The following is a 20,933-nucleotide window of genomic DNA, read 5'->3' as shown; positions in this document are numbered from 1 at the left end:
TCATGAGTATAGAAACGATTAATCATTGTGCGGGATGCGGCGTATTGCTGCAAACAGAAGACAAAAGCAAGCTCGGATTTATTCCGGCAGAAGCGTTGCAAAAGGAGCCGGTTATTTGTCAGCGCTGCTACCGAATCAAGCATTATAACGAATCTTCCAGCATCACACTGCAGCAGGACGACTTCCTGAAATTGCTTGGACATGTCGGCCAAACCAAGGCGTTAGTTGTGAAGATTGTTGACATTTTTGATTTTGAAGGCAGTATGCTCAGCAGTCTGGGAAGGTTTGTAGGCACGAATCCGGTACTGCTTGTCGTCAACAAGATTGACTTGCTGCCGAAAGTGACTAATGCCAACAAGATCATCAACTGGGTGCAGCGCAGAGCCAAAGAGGCCAACCTTAAGGTTGTTGACATCGTGTTGTGTAGTGCGAAGAAAAACATCGGCTTTGATCGCGTGATTACGGCTGTGCAGGAGCATCGCGGCGACAGGGATGTGTACGTTGTTGGTGCCACCAATGTCGGCAAATCGACGCTTATTAACCGTTTAATCAGCGATTACAGCGATTTGGAAGCGGAGCTCACGACATCCCAATACCCGGGCACGACGCTGGATTTGGTCAAAATCCCGCTCGACGATGGCCGGTTTATCGTAGATACACCGGGGATTGTGCACTTGCACCGTCTAACCGAGGTTGTGAAGAAACGTGACTTGGCACGTATCATGCCGGATAAGCCGCTCAAACCGGTTGTTTTTCAGTTAAATGAACAACAAACGTTGTTTTTTGGCGCGTTAGCTCGCTTTGATTTTATAAAAGGCGAACACCAGTCGTTCACCTGCTACACGTCCAACGCGATTCAAATCCATCGCACGAAGTTGGAGCGGGCCGATGATCTGTACGCCGATCACAAAGGCGTCATGCTGGCGCCTCCGAATGAAGCGGACTTGGACGAGCTGCCTCCACTTGTGAAGCATGGGCTGAACATTCCAAAGGGGAAACAAATGGATGTGCTCATCTCCGGTTTAGGCTGGATTAAAGTGAACAGCCTGGCTGGTTCACAGCTTGCCGTTCATGCACCGAAGGGGATCAAGGTTATCACACGAGAGTCATTGATATAGGGGGACCAGAGGAAACCATGGAGAAGAGCCGGGCGATTGACAGTCATACGATTCTATATGGGGTATTCGGAGATCCGATTCGGCATTCCCGATCGCCAATCATGTTGAATCGCGCTTTTCAAGAAGCGGATATTAACGCGGTTTATGCTGCTTTTCATGTACGTCCTGACGCGCTAGGAGATGCGGTTCGGGGGATTCGGGCGCTGGGGTATCGAGGCATTAATGTCACTATTCCTCATAAAGTTGAAGTTATGCAGTACCTGGACGAAATTGACGAGGGAGCTCGGATCGTTGGCGCGGTGAATACAATCGTGAATGAAAACGGCAAGCTTATCGGTTACAATACGGACGGTATTGGGTATGTTCGTTCTCTCAAAGAAGAAACGGGCATCGATTTGAAGGGGAAAAGTGTTCTTGTCCTTGGAGCCGGCGGAGCTGCGAGAGGGGTTGCCTATGCGCTCGCCAAAGAGGGTGCAGGCTGCATCTATATTGCAAACCGAACCAAAGAGCGTGCTTTGGAGCTGGCAGAGACGATCAGCGCTTTTACGAAGACCGTTGGTCTTGGACTTGACGAGATTGCAAATGTCGTGGATGAGGTCCAGTTCGTACTGAATACGACCTCAGCGGGGATGCACCCTAACACGGAAGAGTTGCCGATGCCGGTTGAACTTCTGAAAGAACATCATCTCGTGAGCGATTTGATCTATAACCCGCGCATTACAAGGTTCCTTCGAGAGGCGGAAGCCAAGGGAGCCCGCATTCATGGCGGACTGGGCATGTTTATATATCAAGGTGCTTTTGCTTTTGAATACTGGACTGGTAAGCCTGCGCCCGTTGCGGCGATGAGACAGGTGGTAGAACAGTCGTTAGCTGAATAAGAATGAATAGAGGGACATCCATGTTAACAGGCAAACAGAAACGTTATTTGCGCTCGCTAGCGCACCATGTAGATCCGATTTTTCAAGTAGGTAAAGGCGGCGTGAATGAACACTTAATCCGTCATATCCAAGAAGCGCTGGAAGTACGTGAATTGATTAAAATTACAGTGCTGAATAACAGCGGAGAAGATCGGAATGAAGTAGGCGCAGAATTGTCCGAGAAATCCGGTGCCGAGCTCGTACAAGTGATCGGTAAAATCGTCGTGCTGTACAAAGAATCGCATGACAAGAAAAAGATTGAACTGCCGAGCTAAAGAGGTGTAAGCATGCTTGTCGGAATTATGGGTGGAACCTTTGACCCGATCCATACCGGTCATTTGATCGCTGCGGAGCGGGCGAGGGTTGAAGCAGGATTAGACGAAGTATGGCTGATGCCGGCCAATGTGCCGCCGCATAAGTCCAACGCGCCGAAGGCCACAACGCAGCAGCGCTGGGAGATGGTTTGCCTTGCTGCGGAAGGGAATCCTTTTTTTCGTCCGATTGATATCGAAATCAGCAAAGGCGGCGTATCTTATAGTATCGATACGATTCAACTGCTGCGCAAACAATATCCCACTACAGAATTTGCTTATATCATAGGTGCAGATATGGTTCAGTATTTGCCGCAGTGGCATCGCATCGATGACATCGTGCGGCATATTCGTTTTATCGGTTTAGCCAGACCTGGCTACGAACTGGATATGGCGCATATGTCGGCTAACATCCGTGAGCGAGTAACCATTGTCCCCATGCCGCTTGTTGAAATTTCATCCACGGCCATTCGCGAGGAACGAAGACAGGAACGATCGGTCCGATACCTTGTTCCGGAAGTCGTGAACGGTTACATGGAGGTGAACCGATTGTATGAAGCGTGAGAAGCTAATCGCAGCCGTAAAAGAACAAATGCCTGAGAAACGCTGGCTTCATACACTTGGTGTCATGGAAACGAGCGTCATGCTTGCGAAGCGATTCGGTGGAGATCCTGTCAAAGCTGATCTTGCAGCTATTTTACATGACTATTGCAAGTATTGGCCTGTGCAGGAGCAAGCTAAGATTATTCGCGAGAATGCATTGCCGCAAGATTTATTGGATTTTGACAAAGAACTTTGGCATTCTCATGCCGGGGCGTTCATTGCCCAGTCGCAATTTGGGATTCAGGACGAAGAGATATTGGATGCGATCCGGTACCATACCTCAGGGCGTGAAGGGATGACGCTGTTAGACAAAATCGTATGTTTAGCGGATTATATGGAGCCAGGCCGGGAATTCCCCGGTGTAGAGCTCATCCGTGAGGAAGCCAAAACCAGTTTGGAGAAGGCGCTTGTTGTCGGGTTTGATTCTACGATTCGGTTTTTGATTGAAAAAGGAAAACGAATTTATCCGCTTACCATTTTGACACGGAATGATTTGATTCAACAAATAAACAACTAACTAATGGAGGTTGATTGAATGAGTAAAAGCCCAGAAGAGATTTTAGCATTTGTCGTAGAGGCTGCAGAGGATAAAAAAGCGGCGGACGTTGTCACGCTTAATTTGCAAGGGATTTCCTTGATTGCGGATTATTTCGTCATTTGCCACGGAAATTCAGAAACACAAGTGCAAGCGATCGCGAGCGAAGCCAGAAAGAAAGCACATGAGCATGGCGTCACGATCAGAGGCTACGAAGGTATTGATACAGCTAGATGGGTTCTGCTTGATTTAGGAGATGTTGTTCTGCACGTTTTCCACCGCGATGATCGCGAGTACTATAACATCGAAAGACTTTGGTCCGATGCCAAAGTTGTGGAGCGCGTATGAGACTGGAAGCAGGATCCCTCGTTACCCTTGAGGTAGCGAGGGAAGTTCCGCCAAACGGTTATTTCCTGAGTGACGGCTACCAGGATGTACTTTTACCGTATGCGGAGATTGTAGGCAAAATCAAGGCCGGTGAACACGTGGAAGCTTTTTTATTCCATGATACGCAGGACAGGCTCATGGCTACTATGAAACGTCCGCTAATCCGAATGGGCGAAGTCGGGCTGCTCGAGGTTGTCGATATTCATCCGAGATTTGGCTACTTTCTGGAGATGGGATTAGGGCGCAACTTGCTCCTTCCTTATCGTCATGTGCCGGAATTGGAGGAATTGCGACCTCAAGTAGGGGACAAGGTGTTCGCAACATTAGCGCATGACCGTCAAGGCCGCTTAATTGCGAAGCTGGCGCTGGAAGACGATCTGGCTCCACTTTGTGTGCGTGCTCCTTCAAGCTGGAGCAACCGCTGGGTGAAAGCGCGTGTGTACAGGCCGCTGCAGATGGGCACTTTCGTTATTTGCGAGGCCGGTGTTCTCGGTTACGGTGTGATCGGACTCATCGCTCCTACGGAGAGAACACGATTGCTTCGCGTGGGTGAGCTGGTGGACGTACGAGTCGCCTTCGTTCGCGAAGAAGATGGACGCGTGAACCTGTCGATGAGACAGCCGAAGGAAAAAGGCCGCGATGAAGACGCGGAGAAAATTCTTAGTGTGCTGGAGACGCGTCCTGGAAATGCGATGCCATTTTCAGATAAAACGTCTGCGGACATCATTAAGGATCGGTTTGGCCTGAGCAAAGCGGCTTTTAAGCGTGCGTTAGGCAAGCTGATGAAAGACGGGCTCATCTATCAGGAGGACGACTGGACCTATCTGAAAAAAGAGGAGAATCCTAGTTAACATGAGCTATGAGAAATTTGCCTACACGTATGACCGTCTGATGAACAGCATGCCTTATGAAGATTGGCTTCGTTTCGTCAAAGAAAGCTTTGACCGGTTTGGCGTGAAGCCGGTTTCGATCGTTGATCTCGGCTGTGGTACCGGCAATTTGACAATTCCGCTGGCATTGGAAGGATATCAAATGACAGGCATTGACTTGTCGGAAGATATGCTGGCTGTAGCGGAACAAAAAGCAGGAGAACACCCACAGCTTGCGCGCAGCGGTTCGGTTCGTTTGTTTCAGCAGGATTTGCGGGAGTGGGAGCTGGGGGAATCGGTTGATGTCGCTCTATCTTTCTGTGATAGTTTGAACTATTTGCTAGAGGAAGAGGACATTGTAGATGCCTTTCGCAAAACGTATGAAGGGCTTAAGCCAGGCGGTTTATTCCTGTTCGATGTGCATACGCCCCAGCAGCTGTTTGCTTATGCAGAATCTCAGCCCTTCTTCTTGAACGAAGAGGATGTAGCTTACATTTGGACAAGCGAGTTGGATGAGGACAGAGTTCAAATTCAGCACGAATTGACCATCTTTGTCAAAGAGGAAGGCGGCAAGGAACTGTTCCAGCGCATCGATGAAACGCATGAACAGCGCGCTTATGCACTGGATTGGCTGGAGCAGATGCTGAGGGAAGCAGGCTTTCGTGAAGTGTACAAGGCTGCCGACTTTACATGGGAACAACCTACGAAGCTGACAGAGCGGGCTTTCTTTATTGCAAAGAAATAAAGCATAAGGAGCCCCGGCGCTTGACAGTGCGGCATTATTTTACATATAATCAAAGCTAATCAGATGATCACAAAGCTTGGAAGAGGATTAGTAACTTGCACAGCATCTCGCAGAGAGCCGGTTAAAGGGTGGAAGCCGGTAGATGTCCGTCTAGTGAACTCGCCTTGGAGCTAGAAGGTGAATCGCCACGCATGTTGGCGTTAGCCGGATCGTTTCACCCGCGTTAAGGGGCAGAGTGAACACAGGCAAAGCATGCCTGGTGTTAACTAGGGTGGTACCACGGGAATCTAACCTCTCGTCCCTAGCGATATCCGCTAGCGATGAGGGGTTTTTTGGCGCTTATAGCCGTACACAGGGAGGAAATTTCACATGACACAGGAAACGAAAGAAACCAAGGAATTACAGGGTTACAATCCGCAAGCGATTGAGCCCAAATGGCAAGCTTACTGGGATTCTAAGAAAACATTTAAAGTGCTGGAAAATTCGGATAAGCCGAAATTTTATGCGCTGGATATGTTTCCATATCCTTCAGGAGCAGGTCTGCATGTAGGACATCCGGAAGGTTATACGGCAACGGACATCGTCTCCCGTTTCAAACGGATGAGAGGTTTCAACGTTCTTCATCCAATGGGCTGGGACGCGTTCGGACTTCCGGCTGAGCAATACGCTTTGGATACAGGGAATGATCCACGTGATTTTACGCAGAAAAATATCGATACGTTCCGCCGTCAAATTAAATCGCTCGGATTTTCCTACGATTGGGATCGCGAGATTTCCACGACGGATCCGGAGTATTACAAATGGACGCAATGGATTTTCATCCAACTGTACAACAAAGGCCTTGCTTATGTAGACGAAGTGCCTGTTAACTGGTGTCCGGCATTGGGGACGGTTCTTGCGAATGAAGAAGTCATCGACGGACTGAGTGAACGTGGAGGCCACCCGGTCATCCGTAAACCGATGCGTCAGTGGATTCTGAGAATTACGGAATACGCTGAACGTTTGCTGGAGGATCTGGAGGAGCTTGACTGGTCGGAGAGCATTAAAGATATGCAGCGCAACTGGATCGGTAAATCGACTGGGGCTGAAGTTCAATTTGCAATCGAAGGGCATGAAGAGAAGAGCCTGACTGTCTTTACAACGCGTCCAGATACTTTGTTCGGAGCGACTTATTGTGTACTTGCACCTGAACACGAGCTTGTGCAGCAAATTACGACAGACGGACAATCGGCTGCTGTGAAAGAATATCAAGAAAAAGCTTCCCGCAAAAGCGATCTGGAGCGTACTGACCTGGCTAAGGACAAAACAGGCGTATTCACAGGTGCTTATGCGATTAATCCTGTAAACGGCGGGAAAGTGCCGATCTGGATCGCGGACTATGTGCTTGGCGGTTACGGTACTGGCGCCATCATGGCAGTGCCTGGACACGACCAACGTGACTGGGAGTTTGCGAAACAGTTCGATCTGCCGATTATCGAAGTCGTGCAAGGCGGCAATGTGGAGAAAGAAGCTTACGCTGGAGACGGCGCTCATGTGAATTCCGGACCTATTGATGGCATGAACATTGAGCAAGGCATCAGCCACATGATCGCTTGGCTTGAAGAGAACGGCAAAGGTCAAGGCAAGGTCACTTACCGCTTGAGAGACTGGCTGTTCAGCCGTCAAAGATACTGGGGAGAGCCGATTCCGATTCTTCATTTGGAAGATGGCACGATGAAGCCTGTACCGGTTGATCAACTTCCGCTTCTGCTTCCTCAAGTTGACGAAATTAAACCTTCGGGAACAGGGGAATCACCGCTGGCGAACGTATCGGAATGGGTGAATACGATCGATCCGGAAACGGGGATGAAAGCACGCCGCGAAACGAATACGATGCCGCAATGGGCTGGCAGCTGCTGGTACTACCTGCGTTTCATCGATCCGCGTAACGATAAAGAATTCTGCTCGCATGAGCTTCAACAGCAATGGCTTCCAGTTGATTTATATATTGGCGGAGCTGAGCATGCGGTACTTCACTTGCTGTATGCCCGTTTCTGGCATAAAGTGCTTTATGATCTTGGATTTGTTCATACGAAGGAGCCGTTCCATAAGTTGGTCAACCAAGGGATGATTCTTGGCGAAAACATGGAGAAAATGAGTAAATCACGCGGCAACGTTGTAAATCCGGATGATATCGTGAGCGATCAAGGCGCGGATACACTGCGTATTTACGAGATGTTCATGGGACCGCTTGAAGCGACAAAACCATGGAACACAACGGGTGTAGACGGCATTTACCGTTATTTGAACCGTGTGTGGAGGCTGTTTGTGGATGAGAACGGTCAAGTTCAATCCAAAATCAGCGCGGATGAGACGCTTGGAAGCGATACGTTCAAACGAACATGGCATCGTTCCATCAAGAAAATCACGGAGGATTTCGAAGCGCTGCGGTTTAATACGGCGATCAGCCAAATGATGATTTTCGTCAATGAAGCTTACAAAACGGAGCGCTTGCCGCTCGAAGCAATGAAAAACTTCGTTCAGATGTTGTCTCCGCTTGCACCGCATTTGGCGGAAGAACTGTGGGAGAAGCTTGGTGGTACCGAGTCAATCACGTATGCACCATGGCCGACTTATGACGAAGCTTGGACCGTCGACAATGAAATTGAGATCGTAGTACAAGTCAACGGCAAAATTGTGGACCGCGTGCTGATTTCAAAAGATACGGACGAAGCTGCGATGGAGAAAATCGCTTTTGATCTTGATAAAGTCAAAGAAGCGACCGCCGGAAAGGCCGTTCGCAAATTGATTGTCGTTAAAGGGAAATTAGTGAACATCGTTGTAGGCTAATCAAGAAAAAAGACTATTGAGAAGACTGTTGCTTTATGGTTAATTGCTGCTCAGTCTTCTCAAGGTCTTCTTGATATTTGTCGTGGGTAGCGTGGATCACGCGCGAGAATACGCCGGAAAGTTCTTCATCCAAAATACGCAAACCTTCGGCCGTAATACCGCCAGGCACGGAAACGCGTTTTTGCAAGGTCATAGGGTTAAAGCCGCCCGTCGTCAGCAGTTTACCTGTTCCAAGTGTCATCTCACTGGCCAGAAGCGTTGCTTCTTCAGGGGAGATGCCTGTGACTTCAACAGCTGCATCAATAAAGGATTGAATGAAGTTGGCAAGAAAAGCAGGGCCGCAGCTGGATAGGTCTGATGAGATGCGTGTGTAATTTTCAGATACCCGTATCGGTGATGAGATATGAGCAAATAAATTCTCAAGCCATTCTTTATCCTCAGGCTGCATCCGATTACCATGAATGCAGAGTGTAGCACCGCTTAATACATAGTTCGTAATACTTGGAATGATTTTACTTATTTTTGCCGGCAAAAGACTTTCCAAATGCTTAATCAGCACAGGACTTGTAATGGATACGATGAACTGGGAGGGAAGCACGTCCTCTTTAATTTCATCAATAACCTTTTTAAATTCAGAAGGCTTCACACAGAGGAAAATAATATCGCTCTCCAGCACGACTTCTCTATTCGATTGGGCTACCAGAAGCCCAGGATATGTCTCCGCAAGAAGCTCAACTTTACGAATCGTTCGATTTCCTGCAATAATTTGCTCCGGATTGAAAGCCCCAGAATGAATGAACGCTTCAATCAGAATACTTCCCATACTCCCAGTACCGATGAACCCTGCTTTCATCTAGTAATCCCTCCCGAAAAAAATCAGTCACTTTCGTTAATATTTATAGAACGGGGTCAGTTTTGGATGCCATTCGGATGCTTTTTCATGTATATGCATGCTTCTCTGCCGTTATGAAAGATTAGCCTGTTTTTTTACTTTGGATTTTTATTTTAACGGTCAGGAGGGAATTCGTGGCTATATTTCGCTATCGAAAATTTGTGTATGTTGGTGGAATTGTTTGTTTTGTCGTTTTTGTCGTATGGCCTTTTGTGACTGGAGGACGGTCATCGATGATACAGACGGAGTTTGAACCGGTGAATGCGCAAATTGAAGCCCTCATAGTGAACGGAGAGGAAGCAGCTCAGGAATCTCTAGGAACACCTGGAACCTCAGAAACCTCAGAAACCTCAGAAACCTCAGAAACCCATGAAATCTCAGAACCCTCTACACCTGAAGCTTCTCCAGCCGCCCCTGTAACAAGCATCACTTCAGAATCTCCTTTACCTAAGTTAAAAGGGAGCCCAAGCCCATCGCGTTCAAAAGGTTTATTGGATTTGAATACCGCAACGCTTAAGCAATTAAATGATTTGCCAGGGATCGGCGACAGCAAAGCAAGAGCCATACTGGATTACCGTTTGAAAAAAGGTAGATTCAGCAGGGTTGAAGAGTTAACCGAAGTGAAGGGGATTGGGGATAAAATGCTCGAGAAGCTGAAGCCATTTGTTTACGTAACTTCAATATAGTCCTTTCTTTCATTTTGAGATGAAGTATGAGAGAATACTAGAAATGAAAAAAGGAATATAAAGGACATGGGAGGGGAGCTACGATGAGTAACCGCAAAGACTGGGACACTTACTTTCTTGATATCGCCTATATGGCTTCCACACGTTCCAGATGTAATCGACGGCATGTTGGAGCTGTGCTCGTTCAAGGGAAAAAGCTGCTCGGAACAGCTTATAACGGGGCTCCGATGGGAGTACCTGATTGCACGGAAGCCGGGTGCATGCTTGTTGAAGAAATTGAACTGAAAGTGGTGGAGGATGTTGAGGAAGTAGTGCGCAAGCAGCGCTGTATCCGCACCATTCACGCCGAGCAAAACCTGCTGCTATTTACAGATCGCGAGGATCGGGAGGGCTCTACGGTCTATGTCACCGATCAACCTTGCTGGACTTGCGCAAATATGCTTGCAAATAGCGGTGTGACAGAGATTGTTTTCCATCGCGGTTATCCGAAGGATAACGAGAAAGTCAGCCAGCTAATGTCGGCCAGAGGCATCACCTTCCGCTCTATGGAAGGGTATGAGCCTCCGCCTGGCACCGTATCTGACGTCGTAAATTAGATCATTCAATCAACATTGGGGAAGAACCTCATTTCAGCAGCAGCCTAAGATTAAGGCTCATCTGGAATGAGGTTTTTTGTTTTGCCGGAAGGGAGGAATAAGCTTAAATGAAACGACCAATTGTTATAGGATGTTGTCTGTGGATAACTGGCTATGTGCTTGCACTCTACAGCCATTTGCCATGGCTGTCTTTGACGACGAGCGCGCTAATGCTTGCCGCGATCGTCGTCATCCGCCTGCTGCGGCTGCCCGCCGGACAGCCGCTGTGCGCGCTCTTGTTGGTCGGAGTAGCCTACGGCTACTTCCAATGGACCGACCAGCGCAACGTCACGGCCCTGCTGCCCCTCACGCAGCAGGAAAACCCGGACGGCCGCGAAGTCACGCTGCGCGGCCGATTCAGCTCCCCTGTCACCGTTGACGGCGACAGGGCCAGCTTTACCGTGGAAGCGGAGTCCGTCCGCTTCCAGGACCGCGCTTTCCCGCTGGGCGGGGAAAGCGTGCAGGTCTCGCTGCGCTTGCTGGCGCAGGCGCAGCAGGAGGTGGCGTCGGCGTGGCGCCGAGGCGACGCCCTGACGCTCACGGGGACGCTGCGCAGCCCGTCCCCAGCACGCAACTTCGGCGGCTTCGACTACCGCCGATATTTGCGCCTTCACCACACCCATTGGCAGGTTGTAGCCAAAGGGGTGGATCAGGCGCAAGTGCAGCCTGCGGCTGCGAGCGTCAGCGTCACGCAGCTGCTGCGCTGGAACGACATGCTGCGGGATAACCTCAGCCGCCGCATGGACCTGATATTCCCCGCGCCGCAGGCGGGGTTTATGAAGAGCATGCTGATCGGATTGACGGACGATCTGGATCCCGAACGCTTCCAGCAATTTTCGGAGCTGGGGCTGACCCATATTTTAGCCATCTCAGGCTTGAATGTTGCTGTATTTCTAGGCGTCTGCTTCTGGGGCATGCATCGCTTAAAGCTGACCAAAGAAACCTATTTACGCATATGCTTTTGGCTGCTGCCCTTGTAGGTCACCAAATAGTTTGTTAAACACCTCAAAAAGATTGTTAGAAATACAATTGAAAAACCTTGATTTTAAAGGGTTCTTCGAGGGTGATTTGCAGAAAGATTGAATAATAACTAATAATCGAACTAATGTTCCTGTTGGTTAGAAAGGAACTAATTTGCTCTGAGGTTGTTAAAAGCCGGATTTCACCCATTATAGGGTTAAGGTATTCTCAGAGGCATGAAAAAAGATTTTCCAAAGTGTGTTTTCACTAAAGACTGAAAAAAACGCCATATATTTTGTGAAAATGAAAGAACCAAAACGTTGATATTACTGCGTCTTTGCATAAGTATAGAAAATTACCTTCTAATATTCTCATAGAACATGTAATCACCCAAACGCAAAAATAAAAGAAACGAGTTTCTTTCATATATGTGACCGAATAGGGTGAATGTTCTGCGAGCAAAATAAGGACATATTCTTTAGGGAGGTACGTATATGGAATTTAATAAGCAGTACAGGTTATTCGGTGGTGGGGCGGAAGTATTAATAAAATATCGTATAAAAAAGCGCAAGAAGTTGAGGATGAAGTTTGAGAAGCTAGAAGAAAAATTCAATGACATAAATGCTTATTTTTATGTATTTATTTTCGATGGAAAACGAAACCCAGTTTATGATCGAATAATTCAATATAAAAAAAAGGTCCAGAATTTTATTCAGGAAATTGAGCCTCACTGCAAAGGGAAATCAAAGGATCGTGATTTATTTTTAAAATGGAAAACGGAAGCGGAAGTTTGGTTTGTAGAATTGCAGCAAATAATCGCGTGCTAGCTACTTTATGGGTTCTGTTATCCTTTTGTTGATTTCTCACTAAAAGAAATACCGCCTAATATATTAGGCGGTTAATTCTGAACTATTGTTATCCTTGTAACAACGGTAAATAAATTAATGGAGAATCCTCATTTTTCGTTATTCACCTTATCCATGCATAGGTCAATCAACGCTATCATGCGATAGAACAAATAATCGACTTGTTTCATAGAACCGATTTGAATTTTGTTTGTTTCGAAGTGTCGGATTTGATACTTATTTCCGATATCGGTAAGGTTTTTGAATTCGATATCCAGCAGGTCGTCAAAATCTGCTGTTCCTGCGGATATATTCAAAACTAATGTTTGTGCCGAAGCCTTTTTGTTGTTCGGGTCATAGAACGTCTTGATTCTTTCAAATGCGTCCCAAATCTTTTCAAGTGCGATTTGACGGTCGATTTCTTTTGGTTTGCGAATATTTTCAATTGCCAAGTTCACCAATTCGTTCAAACGGTCGTCTTTCGATTTTACGTTTAGGTTTTGAAGAACTGCATCTAGTTGGGTAGGTAAGTGACGTTTGACCATGCTGTCACTATCTAGATAGAATACGATTCCGTTCCGAGCAAAGATTTGATTTACTTCGGCGCGGAATTTTTCTTTTTCGTTTTCCGTGTCTGGAAAGAAAATGTGATAATGCTTGAAGTAACTATGATAGTCACTTTCGTTGATATCAGAAATTTTAGAATAGCAGAATTCAACAAAATCAAGCAGGGCGTACTTATCAACATCCTCATCTTCATCCCATTTCACGTTGACGGGCGTTTCCATTTTGGGAATTTGAGCTTTAATAGCGGAATTGAGAAGTTGAACGTCCGTACCGCACACCATTTCGTTATCGGGGCAAGTATCGGGAAAATCATTTGAAAAGTTCTTCTGGAATCTTTTATAAACCCCAACTATCCCGTTATATACGGAAACTGTTATTTCTTCGGATTTCAATTCCTTCTTTCCAAGTTCTCTGTCACTAAAATACTCGTGTGCCATGCTTCGTCTCCTTCGCTGTATATGTCAATTCAAATTCCAATAATATACATTTCAATTCATTTCTACATATTAATTCAATAATCCTGCCCAATACGTCAACAGGGTACCGCCATTTTAAAATATGTCCTTATGACGAAGGAAAAGTTTCACGATTTTCTGTTGGAGCCAACTTTTAACTTCTAGTAAGCAAAGGGAGGTGCCTCACGCTAACAGGAGACACGTGAGGATCAGAAGTAGTGAAGTAGTCTCGTTAGCACTCGACCACAGATCCCATGTTAGACACGCTAATCTTTACTTCTGATTTGGAGACGACCACTAATACTGATAGTTTGCTTAAACACGCCATAAAGATTTCTAAAGAACATGGTAGATCTATAGGTTCAAGCAAAGATAAAAAATCTACTGCTATTACTAAAAAGCAGTAGACTTTTTTAAATAATTTCAGAATGGAGAAAATCAAAAATTTCTTTGAATTTATCTTCGTATTCTGAAATATCTTTGAAAAATACTTTGTCAACACCGGATTTCATTTTATTTTTTCTTAAAAATTGCTCTCTTGCCCGTAAGTCATCAGCATTATTAATACCTAATTCAGGACGAGCAAGTTGAATTACGTGATATTCCATTAACTGTGAATGCCTTAATACATAATATTTATCCTGATAAATTTCGTCTTTAATTGCATAGGAATGTACCAGAACCCAAAATTCAGGAGATGGAATGCTGACGTCAAAGTAAGTCTGAAAAAACCTAGTAGGTACTGAATCTTCTTTAGTTGCTTTAACCTGTATTTTAACGCTTTTTTTATTAGCAGTAGCTACAATGTCATATGATTTTTTATTTCCATGCGTTAAGAAAGCATCTATGCCATATCGGGACAATTTGGCAATAGTCCCAAACTCACCGACGCGATTAATAAAATAATTTTTCTGATCTGAAAGGTCTCCATTCTTATCAAGAATGTCCTTGTATACAGTTTTTTTACTCTTTGCCATCAATTTTACATCTCCATCCCATACAAAAGGTAATCTATCATGGTTGATTTTTCGACATTAGGTAAATAATTCCTTCTGATCAGCAGTAAAGACAGCCAATTTACTTTAAGAAAGGAGTTAAGCAATCAGCAAGAATATAACGTTTCTTACTAAGATTCGAGAGTATTAGTCGATTCATTCGTTCTCATAAGGATGATATAGTTTACTACTAGAAGTTAATGAAAGACCGTATTGTTCCATTGTGGTATAATTAGCAATCATAACTTCAATTTTTTGGCTTTTATTATAGAAACATAGCATAAAAAAATGAATTTAGAAAAAACATCTTCGGGGGAGCCATCGATAATATGTTAACAGGGGACGCGCGCAACAGAGTAAATGCAATATGGGAAATGTTTTGGACAGGTGGGATTTCAAACCCACTGTCTGTTATTGAACAATTTACTTACCTGCTTTTTATTAAACAACTCGATGATCAACAAATTAGGCAAGAAAAAAGAGCAAGATTGACCGGAAAACCATTGGAGAACCCCATTTTTTCTTCTGAGCAAGTAAATTTTCGTTGGTCGCAGTTTAAAAACTATGAAGCCGGAATTATGTTTGAAACGATTAAGGATGAAGCTTTTCCTCATATGAAAGCTTTGGGAGATGAAAGTTCACAATTTACAAAGCATCTAGAAAATGCTGTATTTATTATTCCTACTCCGCAATTGTTACAGCGCGTGGTTACGGGAATCGATCAACTCATTACCGAAATTTCCGAAAAAAATAAAGATACAATGGGCGACTTGTACGAGTATTTACTTTCTAAAATTGCAACATCTGGTACGAACGGGCAATTTCGTACGCCGCGGCACATCATCCGCATGATGGTTGAATTAATGAAGCCGTCACCACAAGACACAATGGTCGACCCTGCTACCGGAACCGCTGGCTTTTTGGTCGAAGCGGCAGAATATGTTCGAGAACATCACCGCGATGAGCTCTTTGTCAAATCAGGAAATGAAGAACTACAAGCGCATTTTAAAAGCACTATGTTTCATGGCTTCGATACCGATCTAACGATGTTGCGTATTGCTGCAATGAATTTAATGTTGCATGGAATTGAGGATCCGCAAATTTTGTATCAAGATTCACTTTCAAAAGGCAACGCTGAAACTGAGAAATACACACTAGTGTTAGCTAATCCACCATTTAAAGGATCTTTAGACTACAGCGAAGTGGCAGATAATTTGCTTCAAAAGGTTAAAACGAAAAAGACGGAACTTCTGTTTTTGGCACTTATGCTTCGCTTACTTAAAAACGGTGGGCGCTGCGCTGTAATCGTACCGGATGGTGTGCTATTTGGATCATCCAAAGCACACGTTGATATCCGCAAGGAAATAATTGATAACCATAAGCTTGAAGCAATCATTTCCATGCCTTCTGGTGTATTTAAGCCTTATGCAGGGGTTTCGACTGCCATCATGATTTTTACTAAAACAAACATCGGCGGAACCGATCAGGTTTGGTTTTACGATATGAAAGCGGACGGTTACTCACTTGATGATAATCGTCGTGAGCTTGATCCGGACAAACACGAAGATAATAACATTCCTGATATTATTGCTCGTTTTAGCAATTCAAATGCCGAAAATAATCGTGCCCGAACCGAACAATCTTTCTTTGTTAGTGCTAATGAAATTCGCACAAATAAGTACGACCTTAGCATCAATCGCTATAAAGAACAAGAACACGAAGAAGTTGTGCACGCTTCTCCTAAACAAATTCTGCAAGAGATCGTTGATCTCGAAATAGAAATTACATCAGGACTGCAAAAACTGGAGGAAATGTTAGGGTGAAGAAATATATTTTGAAAGATTTGCTCTCTGATGTTATTTCAGGGGAGTGGGGAAATGAGCCGAAGGAAACAAGTCATATTAAGGTGATAAGAACAACGAATTTTTCAAATGACGGCAAATTGAATTTGGATAAGGAAGTTGTTATACGTGATATTGATTCACAAAAGGTTGAAAAAAAGAGGCTTAAATATGGAGATATAATAATTGAAAAGTCGGGAGGGAGTCCTACACAGCCTGTTGGACGGGTTGTTTATTTTGACCTTCATGCAGATAACTTTTTATGTAATAACTTTACTGCGATCTTAAGACCGAAAAATGATGTATGTTCAAAATATTTGTTCTATTGCTTCTATCAATTTCACACTCGAGGAAAAACTATTTCATACCAAAACAAGACAACTGGAATAATTAACCTTAAACTTGACACTTATTTAAATGGTGAAACTATCAATTTACCATCTTTTGCGGAACAGCAGAAAATCGCTGCTGTCTTGGCGGAAGCTGAATCACTGATCCTAAAGCGGAAACAGGCGATTGCCAAACTGGATGTACTTGTAGAGTCTATCTTTTTTGATATGTTTGGAGATCCAGCTACTAATCCAAGAAAATGGGAGCAAAAATCATTAAGAGAAGTTTCCATACATTTTAGCGATGGACCATTTGGTTCTAATTTAAAATCAGAACATTACAGACCAGATGGTGTAAGAGTTATTCGATTACAAAACATCGGTGTTGGTGAATTTATTGATAAGGATGAGGCATATGTTTCAGAGGAGCATTACAAGAGTATTAAGAAACATACCTGTTATCCAGGCGAAATATTGATCGGAACAATTGGTAGCCCAAATCTTAGAGCATGTATTTTACCAAATAATATTAAATTTGCTGTAAATAAGGCGGATTGTATTCGTTGTAAGCCTAATGAAGAACATGTACAATCCCAATATCTGTGCCATCTTTTAAACAATTCGCAATTCCAAAATATAGTAAAAGGTCTTATTCATGGACAAACTCGAAGTAGAATAAGTATGGGTCAACTTTCAAAATTTGATATCCCTGTGCCTCCATTGAATATTCAAAATGAATTTCGTGATATCGCAATAAATATTGAAAATCAAAAAAATAAAATGAAAAATCAACTTGAAAGGCTAGAAGAAAACTTTCAATCACTTTTACAGCGTGCCTTTTCAGGTCAGCTCGAACTAAAATAAAGAAGGTGAATGGTGTTGTCATTAAATGTCGATTTTCTAAAAAAATTTCCTCAATGGCAATCACTTCATGAATCGGCATCAGAGGCGGAAAACAACGTATTCACAAAACCACGCACATCCCTTTTTTATAGTCGTGTCACGTTAGAACGCGCTGTAAGGTGGCTCTATAGCAACGACGACTATCTGCAGTATCCAGCAAAGGATAAGCCGATGCTTGGCGATTTGATTCATGAACAAACGTTTCAGGAAAACCTATCGCCAGGTATGCTAGGTCCGTTAAAGCTAATCATCAAACTTGGCAACCTAGCTGTACATACTGATGAACCCATGGATAGCGATAAATCACTGCTCATTTTTGAGCATTTATTCATGTTCCTAAATTGGCTACAGCGATATTACGGTACACCCAAAATAAAGGATCTGGCATTTAACGAATTGATGATTCCTGTCGCTGAAAGCGGTCAAGTTTCACGAGAATCATTGCCAGAATTAACGAAACTAGAAGAGAAAATATCAGCAAAAGATGCTCTATTAGCGGAAGCTCAAGCAGAGATTTTAACTTTGCGTCGACAACTTGCAGAAACTTCAATTCAGCCCCAAGAAACACGTGAGCCGAAACCACGCATAATTCTTTCACCGCGCAGTGAAGCGAAAACTCGTCAGCTTCTAATCGATGTCATGCTTCGCGAAGCAAAATGGGATCCACGTGGTGAGAACGTGGAGGAATTTGAAGTTTCGGGTATGCCTAATCGGTCATCTGTCGGGTATTGCGATTATGTGCTTTGGAGTGATAAGCGTACACCTTTGGCTGTAATCGAAGTAAAGAGCACCGTTCATGATGCTAAAAAAGGAAAAAAACAAGCTGAGATTTATGCAAGCAATCTAGAAAAAATGTATGGCGTTCGTCCACTAATATTTTATTCAAATGGTTATCATACCTACCTTTGGGATGATACGTATTACCCGCCCCGGGAAGTTGCTACTTTTTATCGTAAAGACGAACTGGAATGGGTCATCCAGCGACGAAATAATAAAAAGCCGCTAATAAGTATCAAGCCTGATCAACGAATTGCGGGACGGGTGTATCAAATTGATGGAATACGCCGCGTTGGCGAAGCATATGAAGGTGCAAGGCGTCATGCTCTTATGGTCATGGCAACAGGCACTGGTAAAACGCGTACTGCAATCGCGCTGATAGACTTCTTAAAACGCGCAGGATGGGTCAAAAATGTTTTATTTCTAGCTGACCGCCGCGAACTTGTTAAACAAGCCTACGGAGAGTTTAAAAAGCACCTTCCTAATGAAACTGTATGTAATTTGCTTGAAGATAAACGCGATATTTCTGCTCGCTTATATTTTTCCACTTATCAGACGATGGCTGGTTTTTTACACCCTAAAAAAGGAAATGAAGTCCCCTTCGGGATCGCTCACTTTGACCTCATTATTGTAGATGAAGCCCATCGCTCGATTTACAACAAGTTCGGAACGGTATTTCAATACTTTGACGCTCTGCTCCTTGGCTTAACCGCAACACCAAAATCAGAGGTTGACCGGGATACATATGATTTTTTTAAACTTCAGCGTAATTTGCCAACCCATGCTTACGAGTATGAACAGGCTATTGAAGAAAAGCATCTTGTTCCCGTTAAACCAGTTAAAGTGAAATTTAAATTTATGCATGATGGTATCGATCCTGAGGAATTAAGCGAGAGTGAACGGGAAGATTACAACAACCGAATAAGACTTTTAAAGGGGAAAAAGGTTGAAAAGGATGCTTTAAATTCTTGGCTTTTTAATAAAAATACGGTTAAACAAGCTCTTGATCTGCTGATGCAAAAAGGAATTAAAGTTGCAGGTGGAGATAAGCTTGGGAAAACCATTATTTTTGCCCGGAATCAGAAGCATGCTGAATTTATCGTCGAAATGTTCGATGAGATGTACCCAAATCTTCGGGGCAAGTTTATGACAACTATCCATAATAAGGTAGATTATGCAGATAAGTTGATAGAGGAATTTAAGCAAGGTAGTGAACTTCCACAAATAGCAGTTTCAGTCGATATGTTGGACACCGGCATTGATGTTCCGGAAGTAGTAAACTTGGTGCTTTTTCGCCCAGTATTTTCGTTTTCGAAGTTTTGGCAGATGATTGGTCGCGGCACACGGCTCTGTGAGAATTTGTTTGGACCTAATCAACATAAAACGCACGCGCTGTTGTTTGATATGTGTGGGAATGTGGAATATTTTGATGCGTTTCAAGAAGGAGAAGACGAAGGTTCAAAGGTCATCTCTCTTAGTGAACAACTTTTTGAGCAACGTAGCGAACTCATCTATGAATTACATAAAACTCAGCAGTATCCAGACCTGATGAATGCAACCATTTCATATGTGACAAATCAATTAGAGCAAATGGATGAACATCACTTTACGATACGTCCTCATTTATCAACTGTAATTAAATATCGGCAATCTGAAAATTGGATATCACTCTCAGAGGGAATTAAAGCAGAAGTTATTTCAACCCTTGCTCCGATCGTATACGAAGATGTGACGGAAGAGAAAAAGCGGTTTGATTTGCTAATGTTACGTCTTCAAAGGTCAGTGCTGGGTGTTACATCGATAGGAAAAAGGAATTCGTATATTAATAAACTAATATCAATTGGAACACAGCTACTAACGAAAGATAAACAAAATATCAAGGAAATCAAAGATCATTTGCCACTCTTAAAGAAAATAACGACAACTGAGTTTTATAACGAAACCAATGTTTCTGAGCTAGAACATGTCAGACTGGTTGTTCGTGAACTATTAGCTTTACTAGATACCGAGCAGCGAACGATTCTTTACACGAATTTTACCGATGAATTACAAAGTGATGAAGAAGTAGATCTTCCTAAGTCCAGTGATTTCTCTGCTTATCGTAAGCATGTATGCGACTACATTTTTAAGCATCAAGATCATATTGCGATTCAAAAACTTCGTAAAAACAAACCTATTACTGGATACGACGTGAGTTCTTTCGCAAGCATGTTGTTTAACGAACAGATAGGCACCCAGGAGCAATTTGAGAAGCTCTTTGGTGGAAAAGGTGCGGCTTCTTTTGGATCCTTTGTAAGAGAGCTTATAGGGCTAGAACAAGATGCAGCGCAAGAAGCATTTGCAAATTTGCTTAGTAAAACGAATTTGAACCCTAATCAAATACATTTCATTAATTTGATTATCGAATATCTAACTAAGAATGGAAATCTGGATCCCGGTAAATTAATGGATGAACCATTTATCCATCTTCATCAAGAAGGTGTTTATGGAATGTTTGAAGAAGCTGAAGTTGACGAGATCGTACAAGTAGTGCGATATTTGCAAAATAACGCAAAAATAAATGATGTTTCATAAAATAATTATTAATTGTAATCAAGGGTGCACGCACGAATAAAAAGCTTTATTAAAGAAAAGTATGCTGGATTTTTCCAGCATACTTTTCTTGTTTCAATTCTTTTGTGTAGGGGTATTGTTTCATAATAAACAAGTCTCATACATTCGAGAAAGTGACATA

19 protein-coding genes and 1 other annotated feature are annotated in these 20,933 nt (G+C 43.7%); of the genes, 16 read left to right on the top strand and 3 right to left on the bottom strand.

What is annotated here, in order from left to right:
• Positions 1-2 precede the first annotated feature (2 nt).
• The 9 genes from yqeH (at position 3) to leuS (ending at position 8,314) form a co-directional block, all read left to right on the top strand.
• Positions 3-1,118 (top strand): ribosome biogenesis GTPase YqeH, encoded by a 1,116-nt coding sequence (gene yqeH / locus GON05_RS21975; protein ID WP_127449925.1) that lies wholly within the window; start codon positions 3-5, stop codon positions 1,116-1,118.
• 17 nt (positions 1,119-1,135) lie between these two features.
• Entirely contained in the window at positions 1,136-1,996 is an 861-nt protein-coding gene (aroE, locus tag GON05_RS21970) for a shikimate dehydrogenase (protein ID WP_157321802.1), read from the top strand.
• Positions 1,997-2,016: 20 nt separating this feature from the next.
• Complete coding sequence (gene yhbY, locus GON05_RS21965) at positions 2,017-2,310, top strand: ribosome assembly RNA-binding protein YhbY (protein ID WP_157321801.1); 294 nt, start codon at positions 2,017-2,019, stop codon at positions 2,308-2,310.
• Between the two features lie 12 nt (positions 2,311-2,322).
• Positions 2,323-2,910, top strand: a complete 588-nt coding sequence (locus GON05_RS21960) for a nicotinate-nucleotide adenylyltransferase (protein ID WP_157321800.1) — start codon at positions 2,323-2,325, stop codon at positions 2,908-2,910.
• A complete protein-coding gene (gene yqeK, locus GON05_RS21955; protein WP_157321799.1) occupies positions 2,900-3,466 on the top strand; it encodes a bis(5'-nucleosyl)-tetraphosphatase (symmetrical) YqeK in 567 nt (188 codons plus the stop codon). Before GON05_RS21960 ends, yqeK begins: the two co-directional genes overlap by 11 nt.
• Positions 3,467-3,484: 18 nt before the next feature.
• The gene (rsfS, locus tag GON05_RS21950) at positions 3,485-3,832 is read left to right on the top strand and encodes a ribosome silencing factor (RefSeq protein ID WP_157321797.1); all 348 of its coding nucleotides are present in this window, start codon (positions 3,485-3,487) and stop codon (positions 3,830-3,832) included.
• Complete coding sequence (locus tag GON05_RS21945; RefSeq protein ID WP_157321794.1) at positions 3,829-4,722, top strand: CvfB family protein; 894 nt, start codon at positions 3,829-3,831, stop codon at positions 4,720-4,722. Before rsfS ends, GON05_RS21945 begins: the two co-directional genes overlap by 4 nt.
• A gap of 1 nt (position 4,723) precedes the next feature.
• The gene (locus GON05_RS21940; RefSeq protein ID WP_157321792.1) at positions 4,724-5,485 is read left to right on the top strand and encodes a class I SAM-dependent DNA methyltransferase; all 762 of its coding nucleotides are present in this window, start codon (positions 4,724-4,726) and stop codon (positions 5,483-5,485) included.
• Between the two features lie 68 nt (positions 5,486-5,553).
• Positions 5,554-5,791: a binding site (T-box leader), on the top strand.
• 63 nt (positions 5,792-5,854) lie between these two features.
• Positions 5,855-8,314: a leucine--tRNA ligase gene (leuS, locus tag GON05_RS21935; RefSeq protein WP_157321790.1), complete on the top strand. Its 2,460-nt coding sequence runs from the start codon at positions 5,855-5,857 to the stop codon at positions 8,312-8,314.
• A gap of 13 nt (positions 8,315-8,327) precedes the next feature.
• Here the strand turns inward: leuS and comER are convergent, their stop codons facing one another.
• Complete coding sequence (gene comER / locus GON05_RS21930; RefSeq protein ID WP_157321789.1) at positions 8,328-9,167, bottom strand: late competence protein ComER; 840 nt, start codon at positions 9,165-9,167, stop codon at positions 8,328-8,330.
• A gap of 173 nt (positions 9,168-9,340) precedes the next feature.
• Between comER and GON05_RS21925 the strand changes: the two genes are divergently transcribed.
• From GON05_RS21925 to GON05_RS21910, 4 genes are all read left to right on the top strand, one after another.
• Positions 9,341-9,892 carry a ComEA family DNA-binding protein gene (locus GON05_RS21925; RefSeq protein WP_157321787.1) on the top strand — a complete coding sequence of 184 codons (552 nt, stop codon included), beginning with the start codon at positions 9,341-9,343 and terminating at the stop codon, positions 9,890-9,892.
• Between the two features lie 83 nt (positions 9,893-9,975).
• Complete coding sequence (locus GON05_RS21920; protein ID WP_157321785.1) at positions 9,976-10,488, top strand: deoxycytidylate deaminase; 513 nt, start codon at positions 9,976-9,978, stop codon at positions 10,486-10,488.
• 107 nt (positions 10,489-10,595) lie between these two features.
• Positions 10,596-11,507: a ComEC/Rec2 family competence protein gene (locus GON05_RS21915; RefSeq protein ID WP_157321782.1), complete on the top strand. Its 912-nt coding sequence runs from the start codon at positions 10,596-10,598 to the stop codon at positions 11,505-11,507.
• Between the two features lie 474 nt (positions 11,508-11,981).
• Positions 11,982-12,314: a hypothetical protein gene (locus GON05_RS21910; protein WP_157321780.1), complete on the top strand. Its 333-nt coding sequence runs from the start codon at positions 11,982-11,984 to the stop codon at positions 12,312-12,314.
• A 128-nt stretch (positions 12,315-12,442) separates the two neighbouring features.
• Here the strand turns inward: GON05_RS21910 and GON05_RS21905 are convergent, their stop codons facing one another.
• Both GON05_RS21905 and GON05_RS21900 read right to left on the bottom strand, forming a co-directional pair.
• A complete protein-coding gene (locus GON05_RS21905; RefSeq protein ID WP_157321778.1) occupies positions 12,443-13,336 on the bottom strand; it encodes an AbiJ-NTD4 domain-containing protein in 894 nt (297 codons plus the stop codon).
• Positions 13,337-13,767: 431 nt separating this feature from the next.
• Entirely contained in the window at positions 13,768-14,331 is a 564-nt protein-coding gene (locus GON05_RS21900) for a hypothetical protein (RefSeq protein WP_157321777.1), read from the bottom strand.
• A 347-nt stretch (positions 14,332-14,678) separates the two neighbouring features.
• Between GON05_RS21900 and GON05_RS21895 the strand changes: the two genes are divergently transcribed.
• From GON05_RS21895 to GON05_RS21885, 3 genes are read left to right on the top strand one after another with little or no spacing between them, the layout of a single operon-like run.
• Positions 14,679-16,172 carry a class I SAM-dependent DNA methyltransferase gene (locus GON05_RS21895; protein ID WP_157321775.1) on the top strand — a complete coding sequence of 498 codons (1,494 nt, stop codon included), beginning with the start codon at positions 14,679-14,681 and terminating at the stop codon, positions 16,170-16,172.
• Positions 16,169-17,383, top strand: a complete 1,215-nt coding sequence (locus tag GON05_RS21890; RefSeq protein ID WP_157321773.1) for a restriction endonuclease subunit S — start codon at positions 16,169-16,171, stop codon at positions 17,381-17,383. The genes GON05_RS21895 and GON05_RS21890 overlap by 4 nt, the downstream gene beginning before the upstream one ends.
• 15 nt (positions 17,384-17,398) lie before the next feature.
• Positions 17,399-20,773, top strand: coding sequence for a DEAD/DEAH box helicase family protein (locus GON05_RS21885; protein WP_181646166.1), 3,375 nt, complete (start codon positions 17,399-17,401; stop codon positions 20,771-20,773).
• Positions 20,774-20,933: the final 160 nt, after the last annotated feature.

It is taken from the genome of Paenibacillus anseongensis, assembly GCF_009757995.1.
Classification (GTDB): Bacteria; Bacillota; Bacilli; order Paenibacillales; family NBRC-103111; genus Paenibacillus_E; species Paenibacillus_E chondroitinus.
The sequence above is the reverse complement of the archived record's forward strand: the minus strand, read 5'-3'. Positions and strand labels throughout refer to the sequence as shown.

What these genes read in the sequence shown, in the direction of transcription:
- yqeH (WP_127449925.1), top strand. Translation starts at nt 3, where the DNA reads ATGAGTATAGAAACGATTAATCATTGTGCGGGATGCGGCGTATTGCTG.
- aroE (WP_157321802.1), top strand. Translation starts at nt 1,136, where the DNA reads ATGGAGAAGAGCCGGGCGATTGACAGTCATACGATTCTATATGGGGTA.
- yhbY (WP_157321801.1), top strand. Translation starts at nt 2,017, where the DNA reads ATGTTAACAGGCAAACAGAAACGTTATTTGCGCTCGCTAGCGCACCAT.
- GON05_RS21960 (WP_157321800.1), top strand. Translation starts at nt 2,323, where the DNA reads ATGCTTGTCGGAATTATGGGTGGAACCTTTGACCCGATCCATACCGGT.
- yqeK (WP_157321799.1), top strand. Translation starts at nt 2,900, where the DNA reads ATGAAGCGTGAGAAGCTAATCGCAGCCGTAAAAGAACAAATGCCTGAG.
- rsfS (WP_157321797.1), top strand. Translation starts at nt 3,485, where the DNA reads ATGAGTAAAAGCCCAGAAGAGATTTTAGCATTTGTCGTAGAGGCTGCA.
- GON05_RS21945 (WP_157321794.1), top strand. Translation starts at nt 3,829, where the DNA reads ATGAGACTGGAAGCAGGATCCCTCGTTACCCTTGAGGTAGCGAGGGAA.
- GON05_RS21940 (WP_157321792.1), top strand. Translation starts at nt 4,724, where the DNA reads ATGAGCTATGAGAAATTTGCCTACACGTATGACCGTCTGATGAACAGC.
- leuS (WP_157321790.1), top strand. Translation starts at nt 5,855, where the DNA reads ATGACACAGGAAACGAAAGAAACCAAGGAATTACAGGGTTACAATCCG.
- comER (WP_157321789.1), bottom strand. Translation starts at nt 9,167, where the DNA reads ATGAAAGCAGGGTTCATCGGTACTGGGAGTATGGGAAGTATTCTGATT.
- GON05_RS21920 (WP_157321785.1), top strand. Translation starts at nt 9,976, where the DNA reads ATGAGTAACCGCAAAGACTGGGACACTTACTTTCTTGATATCGCCTAT.
- GON05_RS21915 (WP_157321782.1), top strand. Translation starts at nt 10,596, where the DNA reads ATGAAACGACCAATTGTTATAGGATGTTGTCTGTGGATAACTGGCTAT.
- GON05_RS21910 (WP_157321780.1), top strand. Translation starts at nt 11,982, where the DNA reads ATGGAATTTAATAAGCAGTACAGGTTATTCGGTGGTGGGGCGGAAGTA.
- GON05_RS21905 (WP_157321778.1), bottom strand. Translation starts at nt 13,336, where the DNA reads ATGGCACACGAGTATTTTAGTGACAGAGAACTTGGAAAGAAGGAATTG.
- GON05_RS21900 (WP_157321777.1), bottom strand. Translation starts at nt 14,331, where the DNA reads ATGGCAAAGAGTAAAAAAACTGTATACAAGGACATTCTTGATAAGAAT.
- GON05_RS21895 (WP_157321775.1), top strand. Translation starts at nt 14,679, where the DNA reads ATGTTAACAGGGGACGCGCGCAACAGAGTAAATGCAATATGGGAAATG.